Consider the following 22830-nt stretch of genomic DNA (forward strand, 5'->3'; position numbering starts at 1 on the left):
CACACTGTCGTCCCGGCGGCCGTCGTGCGACGGGTGGATCGGCTACCACTGGGCGCCGATGGCCCCGCCCTGGTTGAACCCGCCCACGGCGATCTTCGAGCCGCCGGCGGACTCCAGGGCGGCGAACTTGCCCTTGTTCCATTCGAAAGCGTGGTAGCTGCCGTGGTCGTCCTTGTCCTTGTCGCCGTAGGCGGCGGCGGGGGCGGTGCCGAGAGCCATGGCAGCGGTGACGAGGGCCGCGCAGGCGAAAGCCTTCCTGAGCATCTGTTCCTCCGTGGACGCGCCGCCCGGTCCGTCCGGGCGGGGTTCGTAGGGAGGGGTTCCCGCCGCCGCGGGGACCGGCGCGCCCCTCAGGGGGGATCCCACCCTTTCGAGGGGCCCCCGGTCAGCGCATTTGGCGGCGCACCAGTTCGTACAGGTGACCGTTCGGGTCGGTGAGGAGCGCGGCCGGGGGGCCCTGTTCGACGACGCGGCCGGCCGACATGACGATCACCCGGTCGGCGTCCATGACCGTCGACAGGCGATGGGCGATCACCAGCCGGGTGGCGTCGAGCCGGCGCGTGGAGTCGATGACGACGCGCTGCGCCTCGTTGTCCAGCGCGCTCGTCGCCTCGTCCAGGAACAGGTAGCGGGGGCGGCGGATCAGGGCCTGGGCGATCATGAGTCGCTGGCGCTGCCCGCCGGAGATCGCCCCGCCGCCGGCGATCATCGTGTGCAGGCCCATCGGCATCCGTCTGATGTCCTCCGCCAGGCCGGCCATCTCCACCGCCGCCCACACCTCCTCCTGGGGGAATGACTCGGCTCCGCTGACGCAGTCCAGGATCGAGCCGGTCAGGGGCTGGGCGTTCTGCAGGACCACACCGCACTGGCGCCGCACCGCGGCCTGGTCGAGGGCGGTCAGGTCCTGGCCGTCGTACAGGACGCTGCCCGAGACCGGCCGGTCGAAGCCGATGAGCAGGCGCAGCAGCGTCGACTTGCCGCAGCCGCTCGGGCCGACGATCGCCACGAACTCGCCCGGGCGGATGTCGAGCGATACGTCGTCGAGGACCAGGGGCGCGTCGTCGGAGTAGCGGAAGGAGAGGTTACGGGCCTCCAGGGCGCCCGACAGGACACCGGGCCGGGTGGCGGAGCCGCGGACTTCCGGTGTCTCCTCCAGCACCGGCCTCATCTGCTCGTACAGGGGCAGCGCCGCGACCGCCGACACCAGGGCGCCGGTGAGCTGGGTGACGGACGTCAGCAGCATCGTCACCGACGTACTGAACGTCAGGAACTCACCGGCCGTCATGCTGCCGCGCGCGGGGCCCGCCAGCAGCATGAACATGATGAGCGTGCAGAGCGGCAGGTAGACCGCGTCCAGAACGGTGGTGACGTTGCGGATCTGGCCCGCTTTCCGGTGCAGCTCGCGCGAGCGGGCGAACTGCCGTGCCCAAGCGGCGTACGCGAAGCTCTCCGCCGCCGCGACACGCAGTTTAGGCAGCCCCCGCAGGGTCTGGAACGCCTGGTTGTTGAGCTTGTTGGTCAGTTCGACCAGCCGCCGCTGCCAGCGCACCTGCCACAGCCCGAGCCCGAGGAAGACGACGGCCATGACCAGCAGCATGGCCATCGCCGCCAGTGCCAGCGGGACGCTGTGGACGAGCAGCAGCACCAGGTTGACCGCACCGACCGTGCTCGCCTGCACGGCCACCGGACCGACGCCGGTCAGTACGCGGCGGATCGCGCTGATCCCCATGGCGGCGCTCGCCAGCTCGCCGGTGGAGCGTCCGGCGAAGAACTTCGTCGGCAGACGCAGCAGCCGGTCCCACACGGCCGGCTGGAGGACGCTCTCGACGCGTCCTTCCATCCTCAGCACCGTCAGGTTCTGCATCAGCATGTACGCGGCCGACACGACACCCGCCACCATGACGGCGAACGCCATCTGCACGATGAGGCCCGTCTGCGCGGCCGGCACGTACTCGCCGAGGATCTTCCCCGTCGCGACCGGCACCAGCGCGCCCAGCCCCACCGTCACCAGCCCGGCGAGGGCCAGGTTGCGGGCGTCGCCCGCCGCGCCCCGCAGGCCGAAGCGCAGCAGCCGCGCCGGCGTCATCGGCCGCTCCGGCAGCGGCCGGTAGAACATCACCGCCCGGGGCTCCAGCTCGGCGGCCTTCCGCGCGTCGATCCGCAGCCGCAGACCCGACGCCGGGTTCACCGCCTCGTACCGGCCGCGCCGCCACAGCAGTGCCACCGGGGCACCGGACTTCGCCCAGTGCCCCACCAGGGGTCCGGAGTCGGTACGCCACCAGCGGCCCTCCAGCCGCACCGCGCGGGTACGGGTCCGGGAGGCGACCGCGATGCGCTCCACGGCGCCGGTCCGCTCGTCGGCGACGCCGCTCGCCGACGGCTCGGCCAAGGTGATCCCGGCCGCGCGGGCGACGTGCCGGCACACCGTGAACGTGGCGTCGTCGGATGCCGCGGAGGTCTTCTTCCGGCCCCCGCGCCCCGGCCGGCCGATCGACGCCAGGAGCGCCTGGTCCGCCCGCGCGCGGACCGCCCGGCCCGCCTTGACGCCGGCCGCCGCACGGTCCTCGTGAGCACGCTCCAGCTGCTCGATCCAGCGGTCCACGGCGGACAGCAGCCGGTACTGCTGGTTCACCATCCGCTGCCACAGCGTGGCGTCGACCAGCAGGTCGCCGGCCGCGTCGGTGGCGTGGACGCCCGTGTACGTGGCGCCGTACCGGACGCTGCCGGGCGGAACGGGCATCCACAACATGTCGTCGGCCCCGGCCCCGGCCCCGGCCCCGGCCCCTGACCCGGTCACGGTCCCGCCGCCCCGAGCACGCCCGTCGCCGAGCGGTGCCTCGAACAGCACGCCCAGGCTGCGGGCGTGGCCCAGGGCGAAGGCGTGCTCCAAGGCGGTGGCCCCGCCGTACGGGTCGTCGGGGGCGTATGCGTCGTGGGGAGGCCGCGGGCCGTGCGGGCCCTGCGACGCGTACGGGCCCTGCGAGGCGTATGGGCTGTGCGGGTCGTACGGGCCCTGCGAGGCGTATGGGCTGTGCCCCGCGTACAGCTCGCGCAGCGTGATCCGGCGCAGCGCGCAGTCCTGCGTGGGGCGGCCCACCAGCGTGTGCTGCGGTCCCTCGACGGGGCCGAGGAGCAGGCTCCCCGCCGCCAGGCGGCCCAGGAAGTGCCAGTGACCCTGCTGGGCGGCGTCGACCGCGAACAGGTCGAGCCCGCCCCCGACGACCAGCCACAGCACGTGCGGCCCTTCCAGCGGTACGTTCCGCAGGCCCGCGCCCGCGACGGGGTGGCCCAGCGCGCCCAGGGCGTGGACCACCGGGTCGGCGGCCACCTCGGAGTGGACGGACATGTCGGCGTCAGCGCTCCTTGACCAGCTCGGCGTACGCTCCGGAGGCTGCGAGCAGGTCCTCGTGGCGGCCCCGCTCCACGACGGTGCCGTGGTCCAGCACCACGATCTCGTCGCTGTCGCGGACCGTGGACAGCCGGTGGGCGATGACCACGCACGCGCAGCCGCGCCGCCGCAGGTTGTCCATGACGACCTGCTCGGTGCGGGCGTCCAGGGCGCTCGTCACCTCGTCGAGTACGAGGACGCTGGGCCGCCGCACCAGTGCGCGGGCGATCTCCAGGCGCTGGCGCTGACCGCCCGAGAAGTTGCGGCCGTCCTGTTCGACGCGACTGTGGATGCCCCCGGGGCGGCGGGCGACGACGTCGTCGTACACGGCGGCGTCCCTGAGGGCGGCGACCACGGCGTCGTCCGGTATGGAGGGGTCCCAGAGGGCGACGTTGTCCCGTACGGTCCCTTCGAAGAGGAACACGTCCTGGTCGACGAACGACACGGAGGCGGCCAGCGCGCCGCGTGGGATGTCCTCCAGGCGCCGGCCGTCGATGCGGATAGTGCCCTCCCACGGGACGTAGAGGCCCGCGATCAGCCGGGACACGGTCGATTTCCCGCTGCCGGAGCCGCCGACCAGCGCGACCTGGCGGCCGGGGCGCACGGTGAGGGAGAAACCGCTCAGCAGGGGCGCGTCCAGCGGGCTGTAACCGAAGGTGATGTCCTCCAGCTCGACGTGGCCCTTGAGGCGGCGGGTGTCGCCGTCCGGCTCCACGCGCGCGTAGAGGGCGTCGGCGGGGAAGCTCTCGACGTCCTTGAGCCGGGCCACGTCGGCGGCGAAGTCCTGGATGCGGCCGGCCACCCCGTTCAGCCGGGTGATGGGCGCGGTGAAGCGCGTCACCAGGGCCTGGAAGGCGACGAGCAGGCCGATGGAGAGGTGACCCTCCACCGCCCGCAGGCCGCCGATCCACAGGATCAGCGCGCTGTTGAGGGTGGCCAGGGTGGGGGCGACGACGGCCAGGGCGGCGCTGGGCACACCCAGGCGTTGCTGCACCTCCAGGGTGGTGGCGTGCTGGCCGGCCCAGCGGCGGAAGTAGCCGTTCTCGCCGCCGGTCGCCTTCATGGTCTCGATCAGCTGGAGACCCGTGTAGGAGGTGTTCGTCAGCCGTGCGCTGTCGGCCCGCAGCTTCTGCGTGTGCGTCGACCGCAGGCGGATCACTATCCGCATGGCGACGATGTTGAGCAGCGCCATCAGCACGCCCACCACGGTCAGTTGCGGGTCGTACGTCCACAGCAGCAGTGCGTAGAGGACGACCACGACGCCGTCGACCCCGGCGGCGGCGAGGTCCCTCGCCAGGGTCTCGGCCACCGCGTCGTTGGACTGGAGCCGCTGCACCAGGTCGGCGGGGCCGCGCTGGGCGAAGAACGTGACCGGCAGCCGCATCAGATGCCCGAGGAAGCGGGCGCTGCCCAGGGTGGAGGCGATGACGCGCCCACGCAGCAGGTTCGCCTGTTGCAGTGCGGTCAGTACGGCGGTCAGGGCGACCGTCGCCGCCATAGCCGTGAACAGCGGCCCCAGCACCGAGGTCTGGTCACCGATCAGGAACATGTCGATGTACGTACGGCTCAGCGCGGGCACCGCCGCGCCCACCGCGACGAGCAGGAGACTGGCGAGCAGCGCCGTGAGCAGGGTGCCCGTCGTGCCGCGCAGCCGGGTGGGCACGCCGCTCAGGAACCGGGGTCTGCGGCCGCCCCTGCGGAAGCCGGGGCCCGGCTCGAAGACCAGGGCGACACCGGTGAAGCTGGTGTCGAACTCCTCCGCCGGGACGAAACGGCGTCCCTTGGCCGGGTCGTTGACGTACACGCCCCGGCGGCGGAAGTGGCGTCCCGTCCCGTCGTAGACGACGTAGTGGTTGAACTCCCAGAACAGGATGGCCGGGGCCCGCACCTCGGCGAGTGCCTCGGGCTCCATCTGCATGCCCTTGGCCTCCAGCCCGTAACCGCGAGCCGCCTTCAGTACGTTGCCGGCGCGTGAGCCGTCGCGGGAGACCCCGCACGCGATGCGCAGCTCCTCCAGGGGCACGTGCCGTCCGTGGTGGGCGAGCACCATGGCGAGGCAGGCGGCTCCGCACTCCACGGCCTCCATCTGGAGCACGGTGGGCGTGCGGACGGGCTTGGGCCGCTTGGTCCGGATCCTGCTTCCGGCCCCGCCCCTCGGTGCCGGCCGGGCGCGGCGGCGGCCGCCCGGCGCGCTCACGGGAGCAGCCAATCGACCGGGTGCTGCGAGGCCAGGTGCACGGAGGCGCTCACCGGGGTCATGGAGGTGAGCGCGTACGCGGGGCCGTCGGACGCCGACCACGCGTACCCGGTCCTCGTCGAGGGCGACCGCTCCAGCTCGACCAGGACGGCCACGGGCAGGCCGGTGCGCGAGAACTCCTCGCCGAGCTGGCTGTTGCCGAGGAACGCGGTGATGTGACGGCGGGTCTGGGCGGTCCGCCCGACGGTCTTCACCCGGCCGCGCAGGACGCCGTACGTCTGTGTCGGCACCGACTGGACGGTGAGGTCGACGGGCGCGCCCACGGGTACGGTCGCGCCGCGCTCTGCGGGGACGTAGACCGTCGCCGTCAGGGGGGCGTCCTCCGTGTCGACCCGCTCGACGGACGCCACGTCCGAGCCGGTGGTGACCACGGAGCCGATCGTCGCGGCGAGGGCAGTCACCCGGCCCGCGGCGACGGTGCGGACGACGGACGGTCCCTGGGCGGTACGGACCTCCAGCAGCGGCGCGCCGGCGGGGAGGTGGTCGCCCTCCTCGGCGAGCACACCGGTGACCTGGCCGGCGACCGGGCTCTGGAGGACGCAACCGCCCTTGCCGTGGGTGAGGATCCCGGGTGCGGTGAGCGTGGACGACACCGAGCCGGTGACGGCCCAGACGGCCGCGGCCGTCATGGTGACGACGGTGACGGCCAGCACGAGCAGGCCCTGCGGCCGGGCGAGACGCACCGGCAGGTCTATTTCCTCGGGCGATTGCAGCTTGGAAAGGGCCTTTTGGCGGAACTGCACGTAACTCTTCCCTCAACTGCGCATGTCCGTGTATAGGAAGCGGAAAGTGAGGTGAGCCCCGGAACGAGAGAAGTCCCGGGGCTCACCCGTACCGTCTCAGAGGCCGGCGGCGAAACCGGTGAGGGCCGAGGTGTTCAGGCCCGCGAAGGACTCGACGGCGCCGACGGCCGACGTGGCGACGGCGGAGACCGGGGCGACCGAGTCGAGCGTGGCCGTGGCGCTGCCGACGGCACCGTCGGCAACGGCGCTGTGCAGGCCGCCGGAGACGGCGTCCAGGTCGGCGTCGGAGATCTCCTGGGTCTGGATCTGGGGGTTCATGGTGTTCCCTTCGCGTGAATAACTCGAAATGACCACGGAACGCGTCTCTGTGCGACCGCCGCAGTGCGAAGGATCAAAGCACGGAGGCGTGTTGCTCAGCCAATCCGCCGAGTAGCCGCAACGGCCTTCCCGCGCTGCGGAATTACGCCTGTGTGCAGGCGGGTCCACGACTTGGTGGCAGCTTCTTCACACGGTCGGCCCCCGGTCTTTCCGCCGCCTTGGTCACCAGCATTTCGGAACGGGGCATTCCGGCATCAACGGCCCGGTGGCCGGGCCGATGTCATGACGGGCCGTGGGAGGCGCTGTGACGCCTGTACATTCGGTGTGCAGATTCCCTGGCATTGCCCCATGACGGATGTGTCCGCCGGGTGGGTAATCAGGTGATTTCCTGGTGTTGACCGCCTATGTCGGAGCCGTCCGTCCCGCTCCGCGGTCACAGAGAACGGCCGACCACGTACGGCAGCAGCGCGAGGAGCCGGCCGGCCGGTTCCGGGGCCAACGGGACCTCGTCCAGGCAGGCCCGCGCCCGGTCCAGGCGGAGGTGGGCCTCCGCCGTCGCGGCCTCCCGCCCGCCCGCCTCCTCGACGAGCGCGGCCGCCCGTCGCAGCGCGGCACCGTCCAGAGGGCCCGGCGCGCGGAGGAGGTCCGCCAGCCGCCGGGACGCCGGCGTACCCGTCGCCAGGGCGGTCAGCACCGGCAGCGTCTTCTTGCGGCGCCGCAGGTCGCCGTGGACCGGCTTGCCCGTCGCCGCCGGATCGCCCCACAGGCCCAGCACGTCGTCGACCGCCTGGAAGGCCACGCCGAGCTGCCGCCCCGCCGTGGACAGGGCGTCCACCGTCGCCCCCGGCGCACCCGCCAGCAGGGCGCCCAGCGCCGCCGCGCAGCCCAGCAGGGCGCCCGTCTTCTGCTCGGCCATGCGGAGGTACGCGTCGACCGGGACGGCGCCGGCGCCCGTCCACGGCCGCCCCTCGAACAGCAGGTCCTCGGCCTGCCCGGCCACCACGTCCGCCATGTCCCCGGACAGGCGCCGCACCGCCGCCCCTCCGTGCGGGCCGGGCGAGCCGGCGAGGACCTCGAAGGCCAGGGCGAAGAGCGCGTCCCCGGCCAGGACGGCCGGCCCGGTCCCGTACGCCTTCCACGCCGAGGGGCGCTGCCTGCGGGTCTCGTCGCCGTCCATGATGTCGTCGTGGAGGAGGGAGAACGTGTGCACCAGCTCCACCGCCACGGCGCCGTCGACGGCTGCCTCCGCCGGTGCCCCCGCCGCCTCGGCGCACAGCACGGCCAGCGCCTGGCGCACACCCTTCCCGGACGATCCGGCACGGGGCGCGCCCCCGCGTTCCCACCACCCGAAGGTGTACCCGGCCATCTCGGCCGGCCAGGCGTGCATCCCCGCGACCCTGGCCCGCAGCGCCGGCTCCACCATGCCCCGGCACCGCGCCAGCACCGCCTCCACGGCGCCGGCGTCCGCCGGCGGCGGGTGTTCCCGCCCGCCGCCGTCGCCGACGCCCTCCGGAACGGCCGCGTGCCCGGTACCGCCGGGCCCCTCCAGGGCGGCCGGTCCCTCCAGGGCGGCCGGTCCCTCCAGGGCGTCCGGTCCCTCCACGGCGCCCGGCCGCCCGGCCCCCGGCCCCCCGACGGCGACCGGGGCAGCCGGGGCAGCCGGGGCAGCCGGGGTCGCCGGGTCGGCCGGGGTCGCCCTCGCCGGGGGACGCTGCGCCTCGCCGGCGACCGGCGGCGTCAAGGGCACGTTCTGCGGGCGTGTCATCAGCAGGTCTCCTCGAAGGACGGGCAGAGCTCGGCGAGGGCCTTGTCGACCATGGCGCGGGCGTGGCGCAGACCCATGCCGTCCAGGATGCCGCCCAGCTCCGCCAGCTCGGCGGCGGTCCTGGCGGCCGGGTCCGCGCCGAGCCGGGCGCGGGCCTTGACGGAGCCCAGGCGCGACAGGGCCTCACCACGCGGTTCGTCCATCGCGCGGAACTCGCCCAGCGCCTGTTCGTACATCGCCAGCGCCTCCGCGTACCGCCCCGCCCGGTACAGCACGTTCGCCCGCATCTTGTGGTTGTACGCCAGCGCGCTGGACAGGTTCATCTCGCGGCAGCTCGCCTCCGCCTCGCCGAGCAGCTCCAGCGCCCGGGCGGCGTCCCCGTCGCGTACGGAGACGATGTCGGCCAGGCCGCGCAGCGCCCACGCACGACCGCGCCGGTCGTCCGCGGCGGCCGCTATCCCGGCGGCCTCCTCGAACAGCTCGTACGCCGTGTCGTACCGGCCGCTGTTGCGGTGCATCTGGGCGATGCCCTCCAGCGCCCACACGGTGTGCCGGGCCTCGCCCCGCGCGCGGGCCTCCGCGAGCAGCTCGTCGTGCAGCGCGCCGACCGCCTCGTAGTCGCCCTGTATGCGGCCCGTCTCCGCGAGCCCGGCCAGCGAGTAACCGTGGGCAACGATGTCACCGCCCTGTTTGCCCAGGTCGGCGGCGTACCGCAGCAGACGGAAGGCGAGCGGGAGCGCGCCTCGCTGCCGGGCCAGCGTGCCCCCGCTCCACAGTGCCCACGCCATGGCCGGTACGTCCCCGGCGGAACGGGCCGTGCGGTAACTCGACTTCCACGCCCGGTCGGCCGCCTCGACGTGGCCGAGCCGCCGGTGCGCCTCCGCCACCGCGAGCGCGGCGCGCGCCGTCTCGTGCGCGTCCCCCGCGCGCCGCGCGCCGGCCAGCTGCTCGGTGGCCGCGGCCAGCACGTCCGTGAGGGAGGAGTTCACCGACAGCGCGCTGAGGGCGCCCTGGTACTCCGGCGCGAGTGCCTTGCTGAACATAAGTACCTCTCCGCGAGGGGCGGCCGCGGGCCGTACGGCATGTGTGCCATCGACGCGGCCCCCCTCTCTCTCGTCTTCCTTCAGCTGACTGCGCGCGCTTCGGCAGGAAAGAGGATCAAGGGACCGGAGAGGTTCCACTCCCGGCCGACGGATCGTGACCGCTCGCCGCGTACGCCGCCCATAGCCGGGAACCCGCCGAGGTCCGGAGCGCGACCAGGAGGACCGTCCATGACCGCACAGGCCCCCGCCCACCGGCTGAGCGCCATGCGCGCGGTGGTGTGCGACACCGACGGCGTGATCACCGACACGGCCGGGGCGCACGCCACGGCCTGGAAGGCGGCCTTCGACGCCCACCTGCGCGGCCGGGGGGACCCGGGCCCCGCGGCCCACCGGCCCTTCGACGCCACCGAGGACTACCTCCGGTACGTCGACGGCAAGTCCCGCCCCGACGGCGCGGCCGCCTTCCTCGCCGCCCGGGGGCTGCGCCCGGCGCCCGCCGAGATCGAGGCCGTGGCCGGTGAGAAGGAACGACTGTTCACCGAACTGATCAGGGAGCGGGGCGTACGCGCCTACCCCGGCACCGTGCGGCTGCTGGACACCCTGCGGGGCGCGGGCGTCCCGCTGGCCGCCGTCTCCGCCTCCCGCCACGCCCGCGAGGTCCTCGCCTCCGCGAAGGTGCTGGACCTCTTCGACGTGTGCGTCGACGGCGTGGAGGCGGCCCGGCTGCGGCTGCCCGGCAAGCCCGATCCGGCGCTCTTCCTGGAGGCGGCCCGCCGGCTCGCCACGCGGCCCGCCCACTGCGCGGTCGTCGAGGACGCCCTCGCGGGGGTCGAGGCCGGACGGCGCGGCGGCTTCGGCCTGGTCGTGGGCGTCGACCGCACGGCGGGCCGCGGCATGGGGGACGCGCTGCGCCGCGCGGGCGCCGACGTCGTCGTACGAGACCCGGTGGAACTGCTCACCGCCGCCGGCGAGGGCACGCCGTCGTGACGGCCTGGACCTGGGAGTACGAGGGGTACCAGCCCGCCAGGGAGAGCCTCCGCGAATCCCTGTGCACCCTCGGCAACGGCTACTTCGCCACCCGTGGCGCGGCCCCCGAACGCCCCGCCGACGGCGTCCACTACCCCGGTACCTACGTGGCGGGCTGCTACAACCGCCTCACCTCCGACGTGGCCGGCCGCACGGTCGAGAACGAGGACATGGTCAACCTGCCGAACTGGCTGCCGCTGCGCTACCGCATCGACGACTCCGAGCCCCCCGGCGCCTGGCTGGGACCCGACAGCGACGAGCTGATCGACCACCGCCAGACGCTCGACCTGCGGGCGGGCACCCTGGAACGCCACATCCGGTACGAGGACGACGACGGCCGGCGCCTGGCGGTGCGCCAGACCCGGGTCGTCCACATGGCCTCGCCGCACCTCGCGGCACTGCGCACCGAGTTCACGGCCGAGAACTGGGCCGGCACGCTGGACGTCGAGGCCGAACTCGACGGTGACGTCACCAACGGCGGGGTGGCCCGCTACCGGCAGCTCGCCTCCCGCCACCTCACCCACGTCCACACCGGCGACGCCGCCGCCGACACGGTGTGGCTGCGCTGCCGCACCCGCACCTCCGACATCCGCGTCGGCATGGCCGCCCGCACGACCGTCACCGGTGCCGAGGGCTCCCGGCTCACCGTCCACCACGCCGGCCGCCGCGCCACCCAGCGCCTCCGGCTGACGCTCAGGCCCGGCAGCCCGGTCGTCGTCGACAAGACCGTCGCCCTGCACACCTCGCGGGACGCGGCGATCAGCGACCCGCTGCACGCCGCGGTCGACCGGGTGCGCCGCGCCCCCGGCTTCGACGCGCTGCTGCGGTCCCACCGCGGCGCGTGGCGGCAGCTGTGGCGCCGGGCGGAACTGGAGGTGCCGAACCAGGCGGGCCGCATCCTGCGCCTGCACCTGTTCCACGTCCTGCAGACCCTCTCCCCGCACACCGCCGACCTCGACGTCGGCGTCCCGGCCCGGGGCCTGCACGGCGAGGCCTACCGCGGTCACATCTTCTGGGACGAACTGTTCGTCCTGCCCTACCTGAACCTGCACTTCCCCGAGGTGTCCCGGGCCCTGCTCACCTACCGGCACCGGCGGCTCGAACGCGCCCGCTTCGCCGCCCGCGACGCGGGCTGCACCGGCGCGATGTACCCCTGGCAGAGCGGCAGCGACGGCCGCGAGGAGACCCAGCGGCTCCACCTCAACCCCCGCTCGGGACGCTGGCTGCCCGACCACTCCCACCTCCAGCACCACGTCGGCTCGGCCATCGCCTACAACGTGTGGCAGTACTGCGAGGCCAGCGGCGACACCGAGTTCCTGCACACCAAGGGCGCGGAGATGCTGCTCCAGATCGCCCGCTTCTGGGCCTGCCGCGCCACCTGGGACCCCGGCCCCGGCCGCTACCGCATCCGGGGCGTTCTCGGCCCCGACGAGTACCACGACGCCTACCCGGACGCCGACCGGCCGGGGCTCGACGACAACGCGTACACCAACGTCACGGCCGCCTGGGTGCTGGCGCGCACCCTGGAGCTCCTGCGCGACCTGCCCGAACCGCGCCGGCGGGAGCTCGTGGAGCGGACCGAGCTCGACCACACCGAGCTGGAACTGTGGGAGGACGTCTCACGCCGGCTGCACGTCCCGTTCCACCAGGGCGTCATCAGCCAGTTCGAGGGCTTCGGCGACCTGGCCGAGCCCGACTGGGAGGGCTGGCGCCGCCGCTACGGCGACATCCGCAGGCTCGACCGGATCCTGGAGGCCGAGGGCGACTCCGTCAACCGCTACCAGGCGTCCAAGCAGGCCGACGTCCTGATGCTCGGCTACCTCTTCTCACCCGCCGAGCTCCGGGCGCTGCTGCGGCGCCTGGGCCACGACCTGGACGACGCGACCTGGCACCGGACCGTGGACTACTACCTGCACCGCACCAGTCACGGCTCGACACTCAGCGGCCTGGTGCACGGTTGGGTCCTCGCCCGGGTACGGCGCGCCGAGGCGTGGCGGTTCTGCCAGGAGGCGCTCGAGGGGGACATCGCCGACGTCCAGGGCGGCACCACCGGGGAGGGCATCCACCTGGGTGCCATGGCGGGCACCCTCGACCTGGTACAGCGCGGCCTGACCGGTCTGGAGACCCGGGGCGGGGTCCTCCGGCTGGACCCGGTGCCGCTGCCCGAGCTGTCGGAGTACGACTTCACCCTCCGCTACCGCGGCCACTGGGGCGTACGGCTGCACATGACACCCGGCCATCTGCGCATCGCCGTGCCCGGCTCCGGCAGCGAACCGATCGGTGTCGAACTGGCCGGCGGCGTGCCCGTTCCGGTCGAGCCGGGGGAGGTGTGCGAGCTGCCGCTCCCCGACGAGGGCGCCGGAGGCCCTACGCGTGGGCGAACGGCACGTCGATCCGCCGGCCGCTGACCCGGGCCGGCGTCACGGCCACCCAGCGGGCCTCCTCACCGCCGGTCCACGGGGTGCCGCCCGCCTGCTCGTCCAGGCCGCGCACGTCATCGGGCTCGGTGACGGCGTGGGGGGCGCCGACGACCAGGACGCTCCAGCCGCGGCACAGCGCGTCGTCGATGTGGTCCACCTCGAAGGCCACCCGGCCGTCCTCGGCCATCGACGCCAGCGCGTCCGGCGCCACGCGGAAGGCGACCTCACCATCGGCGACCAGGTAGTTCACCGGCAGGATGGCGGGGCCGTCGCGGGTGGTCACGGCCACGTGCCCCACGCCGTGCGTGCCGAGCAGCGTGCGGCACTCCTCGAGGTCCAGGTCGACGAGCCGGGGGCGGAGCGGGGCGTGGCCGGTACCGGGCGGCAGGTCGGCGGTACCGCCGGCGAGCTCCGTGATGGTGGTCTCCAGGGCGTCCGCCAACCGCAGCAGGAAGCCGATCCCGGGTGTCGCCGGCTGTTCCTCCAGGTACTGGATGTACCCGGGCGCGGAGCCCGACCGGACGGCCACTTCCTCGCGGCTCAGGCCGAGCTGTTTCCGGCGCGCGGCCACGCGCCGGCCGATGTCCCCCCGGCAGGTACCGTGAGCGTGGGCACCGGTGACACGTCCCCGCAACAGCGATTCCTCGGGCATGGGAGGCACCGTCCCTTCCAGGTGCGCGACGGCAGGCTGCCTACCAGCCCACGGTACGCCTCGGCGCGCTCCCGCACCCGAGGCCCGCCCCCGTCCCCGCGCCCGGGCCCGCCGCGATCAGCAGGCAGGGGAGGCAGCCCCCTTACCCGTACGCAGTGAGGCCGGGCCGTCAGCCCCACGAAGCCGACCGCCACGACGCCGCCCGCCACGCGCATGGGTGTGCGTACCGTCCGTAGCGCACCACTCGCGCAACGCGTCCGGCGTCCCCACGGCCCGGTTCCCTCTCGCCGGCACCGGCACCGGCACCGGCACGATGAACGTTCACTGCGTCCGCGAGCTCGGTGTCGCCGGTGGCAGAAAGGACCGCAGACCCAGGCCGATGGCCGCGACGGGTCCGGCCGCGGCAGCGCGCGGGGTGGCGGGGCGAAGGCTCGGAGTGGTACTGAAACGCATCAACGCGGCTCCCGGGGAAGGGGGTTGACATGCCCATGGACGTGGCCTTGACTCCCCTTGAATGCTTTCATCACGCTCCATCGACGGAGAGGTCCCACACCCGTGCAACGCGTCTGTTTTCTGCTTCGGGTCCGTCCGGAGCGGCTCATCGAGTACCGCGCCCGCCACACGGCCGTGTGGCCGGAGATGCTGGCCGCGCTCACCGCGAGCGGCTGGCACAACTACTCGCTCTTCCTCCGCGAGGACGGTCTCCTGGTCGGCTACCTGGAGACCCCGGACTTCGACGCCGCCCGTGCCGCGATGGCCGCCACGGACGTCAACGCCCGTTGGCAGGCGGAGATGGCGGACTTCTTCGAGGACCTGGACGGCCGGGGACCGGACGAGGAGATGCGGCCGCTGACCGAGGTCTTCCACCTCGCCTGACGGCGTACGCGCCAGGACGCGGCCACCTCGGCCCGGCGCGGCCGCGCCGCCGCCCCCGCGTCGTGACCCGGGGGCCGACTCGGTCGTTCCCACGGAACTATGGCGAACACGCATGCCTCTTGCCCCGTGGTCGTGATCGGCGGCGGTCCCAGCGGCCTGGCGACAGCCGCCATACTGCGCCGCGCCCAGGTGCCCGTCGTGGTCATCGAGCGGTCGGACCGCATCGGCGACGGGTGGCGCGCCCACTACGACCACCTGCGACTGCACACTCCCCGCCGTCTGTCCGGCCTTCCCGGCCTGCCGGTACCCCGGAGTGCCGGCACCTGGGTCGCGCGCGACGACTGGGCCGCCTACCTGGAGCAGTACGCCGCCCACCACCGGCTCGATGTGCGCACCGGCACGCATGTCGAGCGGGTGACCCTCGGTCGGCGCCGGCCCGGGGCCGGCTCCACGCCAGTCGAGTGGCTCGTCCACACCCGGCACGATGTCCTGACCGCCCGCGCGGTCGTGCTCGCCACAGGGCGCAACCACACACCCCACGTACCGGACTGGCCCGGTGCCGGCTCCTTCACCGGTCGGCTTCTGCACTCGAAGGACTACCGTGACCCCGCGTCCTACGAAGGGCGGCGGGTCCTGGTCGTGGGAGCCGGGAACAGCGGCACGGAAATCGCTGTCGCCCTCAGCCGGGCCGCGGCAGCCCGCGTCTGGCTGTCGGTGCGTGCCGCACCGAACATCGTCCCGAAGAACAGCAGCCGCTGGCAGGCCGCGGGGATCTGGGCGCGCCGGCTCCCTCCCGCCTGGGGAGACAGCGCCACCGGGCTCATCCGCCGCTTGCTTCTCCCGGACCTGTCCGCGCACGGCCTGCCGTTGCCTGAAGAGGGCCTGTACACACGGTCGGCACGGGACGGAACGAGTCCCGTACACGACCGGGGCATCGTCGCCGCCGTACTCGACGGCCGTGTCCAGCCGGTCGCCGAGACAACCCGCTTCGAGGGCGCCCTCGTCCACTTGTCCGACGGCTCGGTCCTCGCCCCCGACGTCGTCATCGCCGCGACCGGCTACCGGACCGGCCTCGAGGACCTGATCGACGCCGCCGACATGCTGGGTCCCCGGGGACGGCCACTGATCACGGGCGCTCGCACCTGTCCGGACGCGCCCGGCCTGTTCTTCGCCGGTTTCGGCAATCCGCTCTACGGGGCGCTCTACCAGGCGGGAGTCGACGCCCACCGGATCGCCCGCGCGATCAACGGCACCGGCGCACAGGTCCGTTCCCTCTTCCCCCGCCCCCGGTCGGGGTCCCGTCAGACGATGCAGCGCACATGACGGCAGCGCGGACGTTGCCGTCCGTCAGCCGGGTGAGGGACTCGACGGTGTGCCAGTGAGCGGATGGGGAGGGCCGTCCCCCCGCGCAGAGGCGGTGCGCCGGGCGAACCAGCGCATGGTGGGGCGTTCGACGCGGGTGTGGAGCAGCCACGAGCCGATGAGGCTCGCGCCGAGGGCGACGCCGACGAGCGCGAACACCGGACAGGAAGGGCCGGCGACATGGCGCACCGCCATGAGGGCGGGGTAGTGCAGGAGGTAGAACGCGTACGACAAGTCCCCGAGCAGCACCACGACTCGGCTGCGCAGGAGGCAGTAGCCCTCTCGCCGTACATCGGCCGCCGCAGCGGCGCGGACGAGGAGGGCGTTGGGGACCGTGGTGGCGGCGGCCAGGAGGAAGGGCGCGGGCAGCCACTCCAGGGCAGCCGCCGCGGTGGCGAGGACCAGCGTGCCGCTGAGGGTGACGCCCGGTCCCGCCGCGGGTTTCCGGGCGTGCATCCGGGCGAGGACCATGCCGAGAACGAACTCGGCCAGGCGGCTCAGGGGGAACAGGTACACCAGGTAGACCTGCGGTTCGGTCATGTCGAGCCCCGGGAACTGGAGTCCGACGGGTGCCCCCGGCAGGGAAATGGCGGCGAGCGGCACCGCCCAGGTGACGAGCACGGCGCCGGCGGCCGCGTACCGCAGGTGCCGGTGCCGCAAACGCAGGACCACGGGGAGCAGGAAGGGGAAGCAGAGGGAGAAGACCAGCTCACAGGTGAGCGACCAGGTGACGCTGTTGCCGCCCGCGGGGATGCGGCCGACCGGGATCAGGGTGTGCACCAGGAGAGCCCCGGCCAGGTCGCCGGCCGGGCCGGCGGCCGTCACCCGCGGCACACCCGCGCCGTGGAAGAGAACCATGCACAGGCCCCAGACGGCCAGATGGGCCGGGTAGATCCGGAAACCCCGGCGCGACCAGAAGCGCCCCGCCGTCTCCGTGGCACGGGCCGAGTGGGTCAGGACGAACCCGCTCAGGACGAAGAAGAACGAGACGCCGACCGGCCCGAGGACGACGGCGAACACCTGCGCACGCGGGATGGGGCCTCCCCGGTCCTGGGCGACGAGGATCGCGGCGTGGCAGACGAAGACCGCGAGGGCGGCCGCGCATCGCAATCCCGTCAACGACGGCAGCCTCTCGAGCTGCGGAGGGGCGGTCACCCCCTCAATGTAGAGTCGCCGCCGCCTCGGAGAACCCCGCCGGTGCCGGGGGCGTCACCGGATCAGCGCACCGGGGTCACTCCGCCCCGCGAGCGCGGAGCGTGAGGGCATCCGGGTGAACAGCGCGCCGACGGTCACTCTCCGCAGCGTCCGCTTGTGCCAGGATCGGCAACCGATCAGCCCGTTCGCTGCGCTCGCTCCCGCCTTCTGATCCGCGGACAGGCCCGCGACGCCGGCGCGGCCCTTCCGTTCGAGGGAGCAGTCATGGAAACCGTCACGGACACCCGCGCCTACGAGGAGCTCGCCGGCGATCCGAAGGAGCGCAGGCGGCTCTACACCACGCTGGTCCGCGAGTACTACGCCTTCTCCACGGAGCTCTACCGCGCCGCCTGGGGCCAGTCGCACCACTTCCCCCCGTTCATGGGCGGGGAGAGCCGTGCCGAGGCGATGGCCGCGGCGGAGCGGAGCATCGCCGACCGCGGCGGCTTCGGCCCCGGGACGGCGGTGCTGGAGGTGGGCAGTGGAGTGGGCGGCCCCGCCGTCACCATCGCCGCCCACAGCGGCGCCCATGTGACGGGCCTGGACCTGGTGGAGCACCGGGTGGAGTACGCCCGGGAGCACGCCGCCGCGCAGGGGATGTCCCATCTGACGGACTTCCGGACGGGCGACGCCACGCACATGCCCTTCCCGGACGGGTCGTTCGACGCCGTCTACAGCATCCAGGCCATCTGCCACGCGCCGGACAAGGCACGGGTCCACGCCGAGGCGGCACGGGTGCTCAAGCCCGGCGGCGTGTACCTCGGCAGCGATTGGTTCCAGGCCGACGGGCTGACGCCGGAGCAGCAGGAGCGTCATGTGGAGCCGGTGTGCCAGGGCTTGGCGCTCCCCGTCCTGTCCAGCCCGGCCGCGCTCGGGGCGGACCTGGCCGCGGCCGGCCTCGTGGTGGAGGACCTGCACGACCTCGGTGAGGACGGGGACCTGGAGCCCAACTGGAGGGAGATGGAGGAGCTGATGGCGGCCGTGCCCCGCGAGGACATGACTCCTCTCCTCGCCTTCATGGAGAGGGCCGGCACCGCACTGTGCGAAGCAGCCCGCGCCGGTGCGTTCGTCATCTGCTGCTGGACGGCACGCAAGCCCTCCTGAGCGCCGCCTGCAAGCCGCCCGGAGTACCGGCCGAGGTGCTCCGCGTGAGCGGCACGACCCGTAAGAGGTGACACCCCGTGCCCCAGACCTCCGTCCGCGCCACCCGGCCGCCCTCCGCTCCTTCCCGCAGATCGCCGGGCGCCCGGCCGCGCGACGCGCTCGTACGCGACCGTGAGGCGGACAAGCTGCGGGTCTGCCCGGTCGGCCGGCAGGGCGGCCACCAGGCCCCGTACGCGCTGTCCCGGCTCACGCGGGAGGAGCACCGCGCGATGTCCGACCGTGCGATGTGCGACCGCGCGACGTCCGGCCGTGCGCTGTACGACCGGGTCCGGCGGACCCGCGGCGCCGGAGGCGTCTTCGTCGGCGCGTTCGACAAGCTCAGCGCCGGCTGAGCGCCGGGACGCACGATGGATTTCCTGCAGGAGACCGCCGTGGCGACCGGCGTCGTGGCGGCGTACCTCACCGTGCTGTTCGCCGGTTCGCTGTGGCTGCCCGGGCGGCGTGTGCGGGGGCCCGTACTGCCCGGCGGGCACCGTGAGGAGTACCACCTCAACGGGGCGGCGCTGTTCGCGCTCTGCGCCGCCGCGGCCGGAGCCGGACTGCTCCTGGCCCCGGAGGTGATGGCCTACCCGGCCCGGCATCCCGCCGCCCTGTTCGTGGCCGCCAACGCGGTGAGTCTCGTCATCGCCGCCGGGCTGTACACGGCGGGCCGGCGGGGCGCCACCGAGCCGTCGGGCAGGCATCCGCTGGCCGACTTCTTCTACGGTGTGCGGCTCAACCCCCGCCTCGCGGGGGTCGATCTGAAGATGTTCGCCTATCGGCCCTCCCTCATCGCCCTCTTCCTGGTCAATGTGTCGTGGGCGGCGGTCCAGCTCGTCGAACACGGCGCGATCAGTGACCGCATGGCGGTCTACCAGTTCCTGTTCTTCCTCTACATCGCCAACTACTTCCAGTTCGAATACGGGATGATGTACACCTGGGACGTCATGTCGGAGCGGTTCGGACTGATGCTGGTCTGGGGGGACTTCGTCCTGGTGCCGTTCTTCTACGGGCTGCCGGGCCTCACCCTCGTCGACATGACCGCGCCCCTCACGGGCTGGGAGGCCGCCCTGTCCGGGGTGGTGTTCTGCCTCGGCTTCTGGATGTTCCGCGGCGCCAACGAGCAGAAGCACAGGTTCCGGAGCGACGGCCGCGTCCGGATCTGGGGAAGGCCGGCCCGGGCGCTGGAAGGGCGGCTGCTGATCTCCGGTTTCTGGGGGATCGGACGCAAGCTCAACTACACGGGAGAGCTGCTGGTCTATCTCGGCTGGACGCTGCTGTGCGGTACCGAGTCGTTCCTGCCCTACACGGTCGTGGTGTGGCTTCTGGTCCTCTTCGCGCACCGGGCCCACCGCGACGACCGGCGCTGCCGCGCCAAGTACGGCGCGCTGTGGGAGCGCTACTGCCAGAAGGCCAGATTCCGCATGGTGCCCTTCCTCTATTGAACCCTCAGGAGCCCTGATGCGCCGGACGACCGAGGACAGGATCACCCTGGGATTCCTGGCCTTCTCACTTCTCCTCGCATTCACCCTGGAGTTGTATTTCATCCTGCATTTCGACGACATCCACCGGCAGAACCATCTCTTCGCCGATCTCTTCTCCATCTACGCGGCGGGGGACCGCTCATACTTCGGGCAGGGCGACATCCACTTCCCGCTGGCCCTGGAGACGCTGCACGTGTGCGTCACGCAGCTGCTGAACGCACTGATCGCCGTGGCGGTCCTGCGCGGCAGCCCGTACCGCTATCCACTCCAGCTCGCGGTGTCGTCCTACGTCTCGTACTCGGTCGTCCTGTACTTCTGGACGGCCGTACTGGACGGGTACGCGCACATGCCGGAGAAGACCGCGTGGGGGTACTTCATCTTCTACGCCCCCAACCTTCCCTGGCTCGCCGGGAACCTCCTGCTGGCCTGGTTCGCCTTCCGCGCCGTCCTCCGGCGGTTCCGTACGACCGGCCCGGGGACGGGGCCCGCCTCGGGCGCGGACCCGGCCGAGCGGGTCACCTCCCGGCCCGTGGGAGCCGCCGGACCGTAGCGACCGCCGGACCGCCGCCCTGTAGCGACCGCCGGGCCGCCGGGCCACCGGGCCGGTGGGTCATGGGCCGAGGAAAGTCATCAGGGGGCGCCTGCCGTACTGCTTGGGGGGAATCCCGGCGCGCGGGCCGCCGAGCCACTCCAGCCAGGTGAGGTACCCGGCGATCTCCTGGGCCAGTTCCTCCCACCGGCCCGTGGTGACCGCGTGGTGGGCGGAGGAGGACACGGCCCGGGTCAGGACGTCGAGGAACGCCGCCGCGAAGGTGCGGTTGCGGTTCTCGGTCATCGCCAGCAGGCGCAGTGAGCGGTCCCTCTTCCCCGTGTCGCCACGCCACATGGCGAACATGGCCCGCCGCAGGGCACGGGTCGCGGGGGTGTGCTCGGTGAGGATGCGGTGGATGCTCGCGCCGAGGCGGTCCGACGTCCAGCACTGCAGGGTGCGCTCGCGAGCGTAGGCCGCCACGCCGGCGGAGCGCGCCAGGCACTCGGCGTCCAGGAACGCGGCGCTGAGGCCGGAGGCGACGAGGGGGTGGGTGTGTCCGGCGGCGTCGCCCACCAGGGCGCACCGACCGCGACCGTAGAAGGTGCGGCGCCGGAAGTGGTTGGCCGCCCACCGCACGCGTCCCGCCTCCAACTGGGCCGCCATCGCCGGGCGCAGGGGCGCGGGGAGCGCGTCGGCGTAGCCGTGCCACAGGTAGGAGCGCAGCTCCCGCGGGTCGGGACGGGCCAGGGGAACGTCGAGGCACAGCCGTACGGTGCGCTCGTCGAGCCGGTAGGCGAGCGCCGGGCCGGGGCCGCCCAGCATGATGTGCCCGTACTGTTCGGCGGGGAGCGGGACGTCGTCCAGGGCCAGTCCCGCCATGTGGGAGAGCGGCACCTTCGGGGCCAGGCCGCCCCCGGGTTCCGTACGGGCGAGGGAGGCGCGCACCACGGAGGACCGGCCGTCCGCGCCGACGACCAGGCGGCCCCGTACCGTGCCCCGCGATGTGCGGACCGTGCCGTACGGATCGGCCTCCAGCGCCCGGACCCCGGCGGTCAGTTCGATGCCCGGGTGCTCGGTGACGGCGTGCCGCAGGACCTCCGTCAGGCGGGCGTGGGACAGGCTGACCGCGCCGCCTTCCGGGTACGGCAGGGCGATCGGCGCGGTGCCGTCCCCCGGGTGCATCACGAATCCCCGGTTGGGTGTTCCGCCGGCATGGTCCACGAGGTCGACGCCGATGCGGCGCAGTGCCTCCACACCGGCGGGCTGGACCCACTCCCCGGCCAGACGGCGCGGGGAGGAGCGGCCGGCTTCCAGCACGGTGACGCGCGCTCCCCGGCGTGCGAAGGCCAACGCGCACGCGCAGCCCGCCGGTCCCGCCCCGATCACCACCACTTCGGCGGCGTCCGCCGTCCGCGGGCGCGTCACGAAAGGGTCCCGACGGGGCGACGACACGCGGATGTTGACGAAGAGTAACGACAGGCCCGCATATGGCTACTCTAAGTGCCGCATGAGGCTTGGGGCCCACGGCTCCACACATTCTCCAGAGGTGTTTCGTGATCCTGGTGACCGGAGCCAGTGGGCACCTCGGTGCCAATCTCGTCCGCAGGCTGCTGCACGAAGGCGAAGAGGTCCGGGTGCTCGTCCGCGGTGACCGGGCCGTCCGCCCGCCCGCCCTGGAAGGTCTCGCCGTCGAGCGCGCCTTCGGGGATCTGCGGGACGCGGAGGCGGTCCACCGTGCGGTCGAGGGCTGTGACCGCGTCTTCCACTGTGCGGCGCAGGTCTCCACGACCTCCGGTGCGAAGCAGGAGATCTACCGCACCAACGTGCTGGGCACGCGCAACGTGCTGGTGGCGGCGCGGCGTACCGGCGTCACGCGGGTGGTCGCCACGGGTTCGTTCGGCGCCACCGGGGAGGCGCCCGGGCGGCCCAGCGCCGAGGACCAGCCGTTCTACCCCTTCTCCCGGCACGCTCCGTACACCATGAGCAAGGTCCTGGCGGAGCACGAATGCCTGCGGGCGGCTGCCGAGGGGCTCGACGTGGTGATCGCGGCGTCCACCGCGATCATCGGCCCCCACGACTACGCGCCCTCCCGGATGGGGCGGCTGCTGCTGGACTTCGCCCACGGGCGGCTGCGCGCCTACCTGCCGGGCGGGTTCGAGTTCGTCTCCGTACGCGACCTGGTGCAGGGGCACCTCCTGGCCATGCGGCATGGCCGCCCGGGGCGCAAGTACCTGCTGTCCACGCAGTTCCGGACCGTGGACGAGCTGATGGACATCTACAGCTCCGTCTGCGGGGTGCCCAAGCCGTCGCTGCGCATCCCGGCCGGACTGATGGCGGGCGTCGCGGAACTGGCGGAGCCGGTGCTGTCCATGGTCGCGCCGGGCCGCCACGCGCGCTTCACCCCGGCCGCCATCCGGTTCCTGCGCTCGAGGCGGCGCGCGGACTGTTCACGCGCCTTCGACGAACTGGGGTACCGGCCCACCGGGATCGCCGAGGCCGTGGAGGAGGCGTACGCCTGTTTCGTACGGCGCCGGCTGATCGACCGGCCGGGACACGCCCGTCCGGCGCCGCTTCCCCGTGTGCGCACCGCGCCGGCCGTGACGGCGGATGTGCCGTGACGGCCGGTG

Annotated in this window: 19 protein-coding genes; 9 read left to right on the plus strand and 10 right to left on the minus strand. The window is 73.3% G+C overall.

All coding sequences use genetic code 11. From position 1 onward, the window contains the following. Positions 1–42 precede the first annotated feature (42 nt). The 7 genes from ABD347_RS25180 to ABD347_RS25210 all read right to left on the minus strand — a co-directional run bounded on the left by ABD347_RS25180 (position 43) and on the right by ABD347_RS25210 (position 9514). On the minus strand, positions 43–264 hold the full coding sequence (locus ABD347_RS25180) for a hypothetical protein (protein ID WP_344365353.1): 222 nt from the start codon (positions 262–264) through the stop codon (positions 43–45). A gap of 121 nt (positions 265–385) precedes the next feature. After that, a complete protein-coding gene (locus tag ABD347_RS25185) occupies positions 386–3346 on the minus strand; it encodes an NHLP bacteriocin export ABC transporter permease/ATPase subunit (protein ID WP_344365355.1) in 2961 nt (986 codons plus the stop codon). A gap of 7 nt (positions 3347–3353) precedes the next feature. Beyond that, a complete protein-coding gene (locus ABD347_RS25190; RefSeq protein WP_425575758.1) occupies positions 3354–5585 on the minus strand; it encodes an NHLP family bacteriocin export ABC transporter peptidase/permease/ATPase subunit in 2232 nt (743 codons plus the stop codon). Continuing rightward, positions 5582–6388, minus strand: a complete 807-nt coding sequence (locus ABD347_RS25195; RefSeq protein WP_344365356.1) for an HlyD family efflux transporter periplasmic adaptor subunit — start codon at positions 6386–6388, stop codon at positions 5582–5584. The genes ABD347_RS25190 and ABD347_RS25195 overlap by 4 nt, the downstream gene beginning before the upstream one ends. Positions 6389–6484: 96 nt before the next feature. Beyond that, the gene (locus tag ABD347_RS25200) at positions 6485–6706 is read right to left on the minus strand and encodes a type A2 lantipeptide (RefSeq protein WP_344365358.1); all 222 of its coding nucleotides are present in this window, start codon (positions 6704–6706) and stop codon (positions 6485–6487) included. 433 nt (positions 6707–7139) lie between these two features. Continuing rightward, positions 7140–8129, minus strand: coding sequence for a polyprenyl synthetase family protein (locus tag ABD347_RS25205; protein WP_344365460.1), 990 nt, complete (start codon positions 8127–8129; stop codon positions 7140–7142). A gap of 341 nt (positions 8130–8470) precedes the next feature. Then, a complete protein-coding gene (locus tag ABD347_RS25210) occupies positions 8471–9514 on the minus strand; it encodes a tetratricopeptide repeat protein (protein WP_344365360.1) in 1044 nt (347 codons plus the stop codon). 228 nt (positions 9515–9742) lie between these two features. Here ABD347_RS25210 and ABD347_RS25215 point away from each other — a divergent pair, with 228 nt between their 5' ends. Continuing rightward, positions 9743–10501, plus strand: a complete 759-nt coding sequence (locus ABD347_RS25215) for an HAD family hydrolase (protein ID WP_344365362.1) — start codon at positions 9743–9745, stop codon at positions 10499–10501. Next, positions 10498–12948: a glycoside hydrolase family 65 protein gene (locus ABD347_RS25220; RefSeq protein ID WP_344365365.1), complete on the plus strand. Its 2451-nt coding sequence runs from the start codon at positions 10498–10500 to the stop codon at positions 12946–12948. The genes ABD347_RS25215 and ABD347_RS25220 overlap by 4 nt, the downstream gene beginning before the upstream one ends. On the opposite strand, the gene ABD347_RS25225 is transcribed toward ABD347_RS25220, so the two are convergent. Next, positions 12908–13612, minus strand: coding sequence for a helix-turn-helix domain-containing protein (locus tag ABD347_RS25225; RefSeq protein ID WP_344365366.1), 705 nt, complete (start codon positions 13610–13612; stop codon positions 12908–12910). The genes ABD347_RS25220 and ABD347_RS25225 overlap by 41 nt on opposite strands. Positions 13613–14167: 555 nt before the next feature. On the opposite strand from ABD347_RS25225, the gene ABD347_RS25230 reads away from it, so the two are divergent. Beyond that, positions 14168–14488 carry an L-rhamnose mutarotase gene (locus ABD347_RS25230; RefSeq protein ID WP_344365369.1) on the plus strand — a complete coding sequence of 107 codons (321 nt, stop codon included), beginning with the start codon at positions 14168–14170 and terminating at the stop codon, positions 14486–14488. A gap of 99 nt (positions 14489–14587) precedes the next feature. Next, the gene (locus ABD347_RS25235; protein WP_344365371.1) at positions 14588–15811 is read left to right on the plus strand and encodes a flavin-containing monooxygenase; all 1224 of its coding nucleotides are present in this window, start codon (positions 14588–14590) and stop codon (positions 15809–15811) included. A gap of 24 nt (positions 15812–15835) precedes the next feature. On the opposite strand, the gene ABD347_RS25240 is transcribed toward ABD347_RS25235, so the two are convergent. Next, the gene (locus ABD347_RS25240) at positions 15836–16969 is read right to left on the minus strand and encodes an acyltransferase family protein (protein WP_344365373.1); all 1134 of its coding nucleotides are present in this window, start codon (positions 16967–16969) and stop codon (positions 15836–15838) included. 300 nt (positions 16970–17269) lie between these two features. Between ABD347_RS25240 and ABD347_RS25245 the strand changes: the two genes are divergently transcribed. The 4 genes from ABD347_RS25245 to ABD347_RS25260 all read left to right on the plus strand — a co-directional run bounded on the left by ABD347_RS25245 (position 17270) and on the right by ABD347_RS25260 (position 20221). Continuing rightward, positions 17270–18148: a class I SAM-dependent methyltransferase gene (locus tag ABD347_RS25245; RefSeq protein WP_344365374.1), complete on the plus strand. Its 879-nt coding sequence runs from the start codon at positions 17270–17272 to the stop codon at positions 18146–18148. Positions 18149–18225: 77 nt separating this feature from the next. Then, complete coding sequence (locus tag ABD347_RS25250; protein WP_344365376.1) at positions 18226–18540, plus strand: hypothetical protein; 315 nt, start codon at positions 18226–18228, stop codon at positions 18538–18540. 15 nt (positions 18541–18555) lie between these two features. Continuing rightward, positions 18556–19632 (plus strand): DUF1295 domain-containing protein, encoded by a 1077-nt coding sequence (locus tag ABD347_RS25255; RefSeq protein WP_344365378.1) that lies wholly within the window; start codon positions 18556–18558, stop codon positions 19630–19632. Positions 19633–19648: 16 nt separating this feature from the next. Continuing rightward, positions 19649–20221, plus strand: a complete 573-nt coding sequence (locus tag ABD347_RS25260) for a hypothetical protein (protein WP_344365381.1) — start codon at positions 19649–19651, stop codon at positions 20219–20221. A 60-nt stretch (positions 20222–20281) separates the two neighbouring features. On the opposite strand, the gene ABD347_RS25265 is transcribed toward ABD347_RS25260, so the two are convergent. Next, positions 20282–21628: an FAD-dependent oxidoreductase gene (locus ABD347_RS25265; protein WP_344365383.1), complete on the minus strand. Its 1347-nt coding sequence runs from the start codon at positions 21626–21628 to the stop codon at positions 20282–20284. A 137-nt stretch (positions 21629–21765) separates the two neighbouring features. On the opposite strand from ABD347_RS25265, the gene ABD347_RS25270 reads away from it, so the two are divergent. After that, complete coding sequence (locus tag ABD347_RS25270) at positions 21766–22821, plus strand: NAD-dependent epimerase/dehydratase family protein (protein WP_344365386.1); 1056 nt, start codon at positions 21766–21768, stop codon at positions 22819–22821. Positions 22822–22830: the final 9 nt, after the last annotated feature.

The organism is Streptomyces gobitricini (genome assembly GCF_039532985.1).
Taxonomy (GTDB): domain Bacteria; phylum Actinomycetota; class Actinomycetes; order Streptomycetales; family Streptomycetaceae; genus Streptomyces; species Streptomyces gobitricini.

Bases quoted from the DNA above. Each gene is read 5' to 3' on its own strand.
- ABD347_RS25180 (WP_344365353.1), bottom strand. From the start codon at position 264: ATGCTCAGGAAGGCTTTCGCCTGCGCGGCCCTCGTCACCGCTGCCATG.
- ABD347_RS25185 (WP_344365355.1), bottom strand. From the start codon at position 3,346: ATGTCCGTCCACTCCGAGGTGGCCGCCGACCCGGTGGTCCACGCCCTG.
- ABD347_RS25200 (WP_344365358.1), bottom strand. From the start codon at position 6,706: ATGAACCCCCAGATCCAGACCCAGGAGATCTCCGACGCCGACCTGGAC.
- ABD347_RS25205 (WP_344365460.1), bottom strand. From the start codon at position 8,129: ATGGTGGAGCCGGCGCTGCGGGCCAGGGTCGCGGGGATGCACGCCTGG.
- ABD347_RS25210 (WP_344365360.1), bottom strand. From the start codon at position 9,514: ATGTTCAGCAAGGCACTCGCGCCGGAGTACCAGGGCGCCCTCAGCGCG.
- ABD347_RS25215 (WP_344365362.1), top strand. From the start codon at position 9,743: ATGACCGCACAGGCCCCCGCCCACCGGCTGAGCGCCATGCGCGCGGTG.
- ABD347_RS25225 (WP_344365366.1), bottom strand. From the start codon at position 13,612: ATGCCCGAGGAATCGCTGTTGCGGGGACGTGTCACCGGTGCCCACGCT.
- ABD347_RS25235 (WP_344365371.1), top strand. From the start codon at position 14,588: ATGGCGAACACGCATGCCTCTTGCCCCGTGGTCGTGATCGGCGGCGGT.
- ABD347_RS25245 (WP_344365374.1), top strand. From the start codon at position 17,270: ATGGAAACCGTCACGGACACCCGCGCCTACGAGGAGCTCGCCGGCGAT.
- ABD347_RS25255 (WP_344365378.1), top strand. From the start codon at position 18,556: ATGGATTTCCTGCAGGAGACCGCCGTGGCGACCGGCGTCGTGGCGGCG.
- ABD347_RS25260 (WP_344365381.1), top strand. From the start codon at position 19,649: ATGCGCCGGACGACCGAGGACAGGATCACCCTGGGATTCCTGGCCTTC.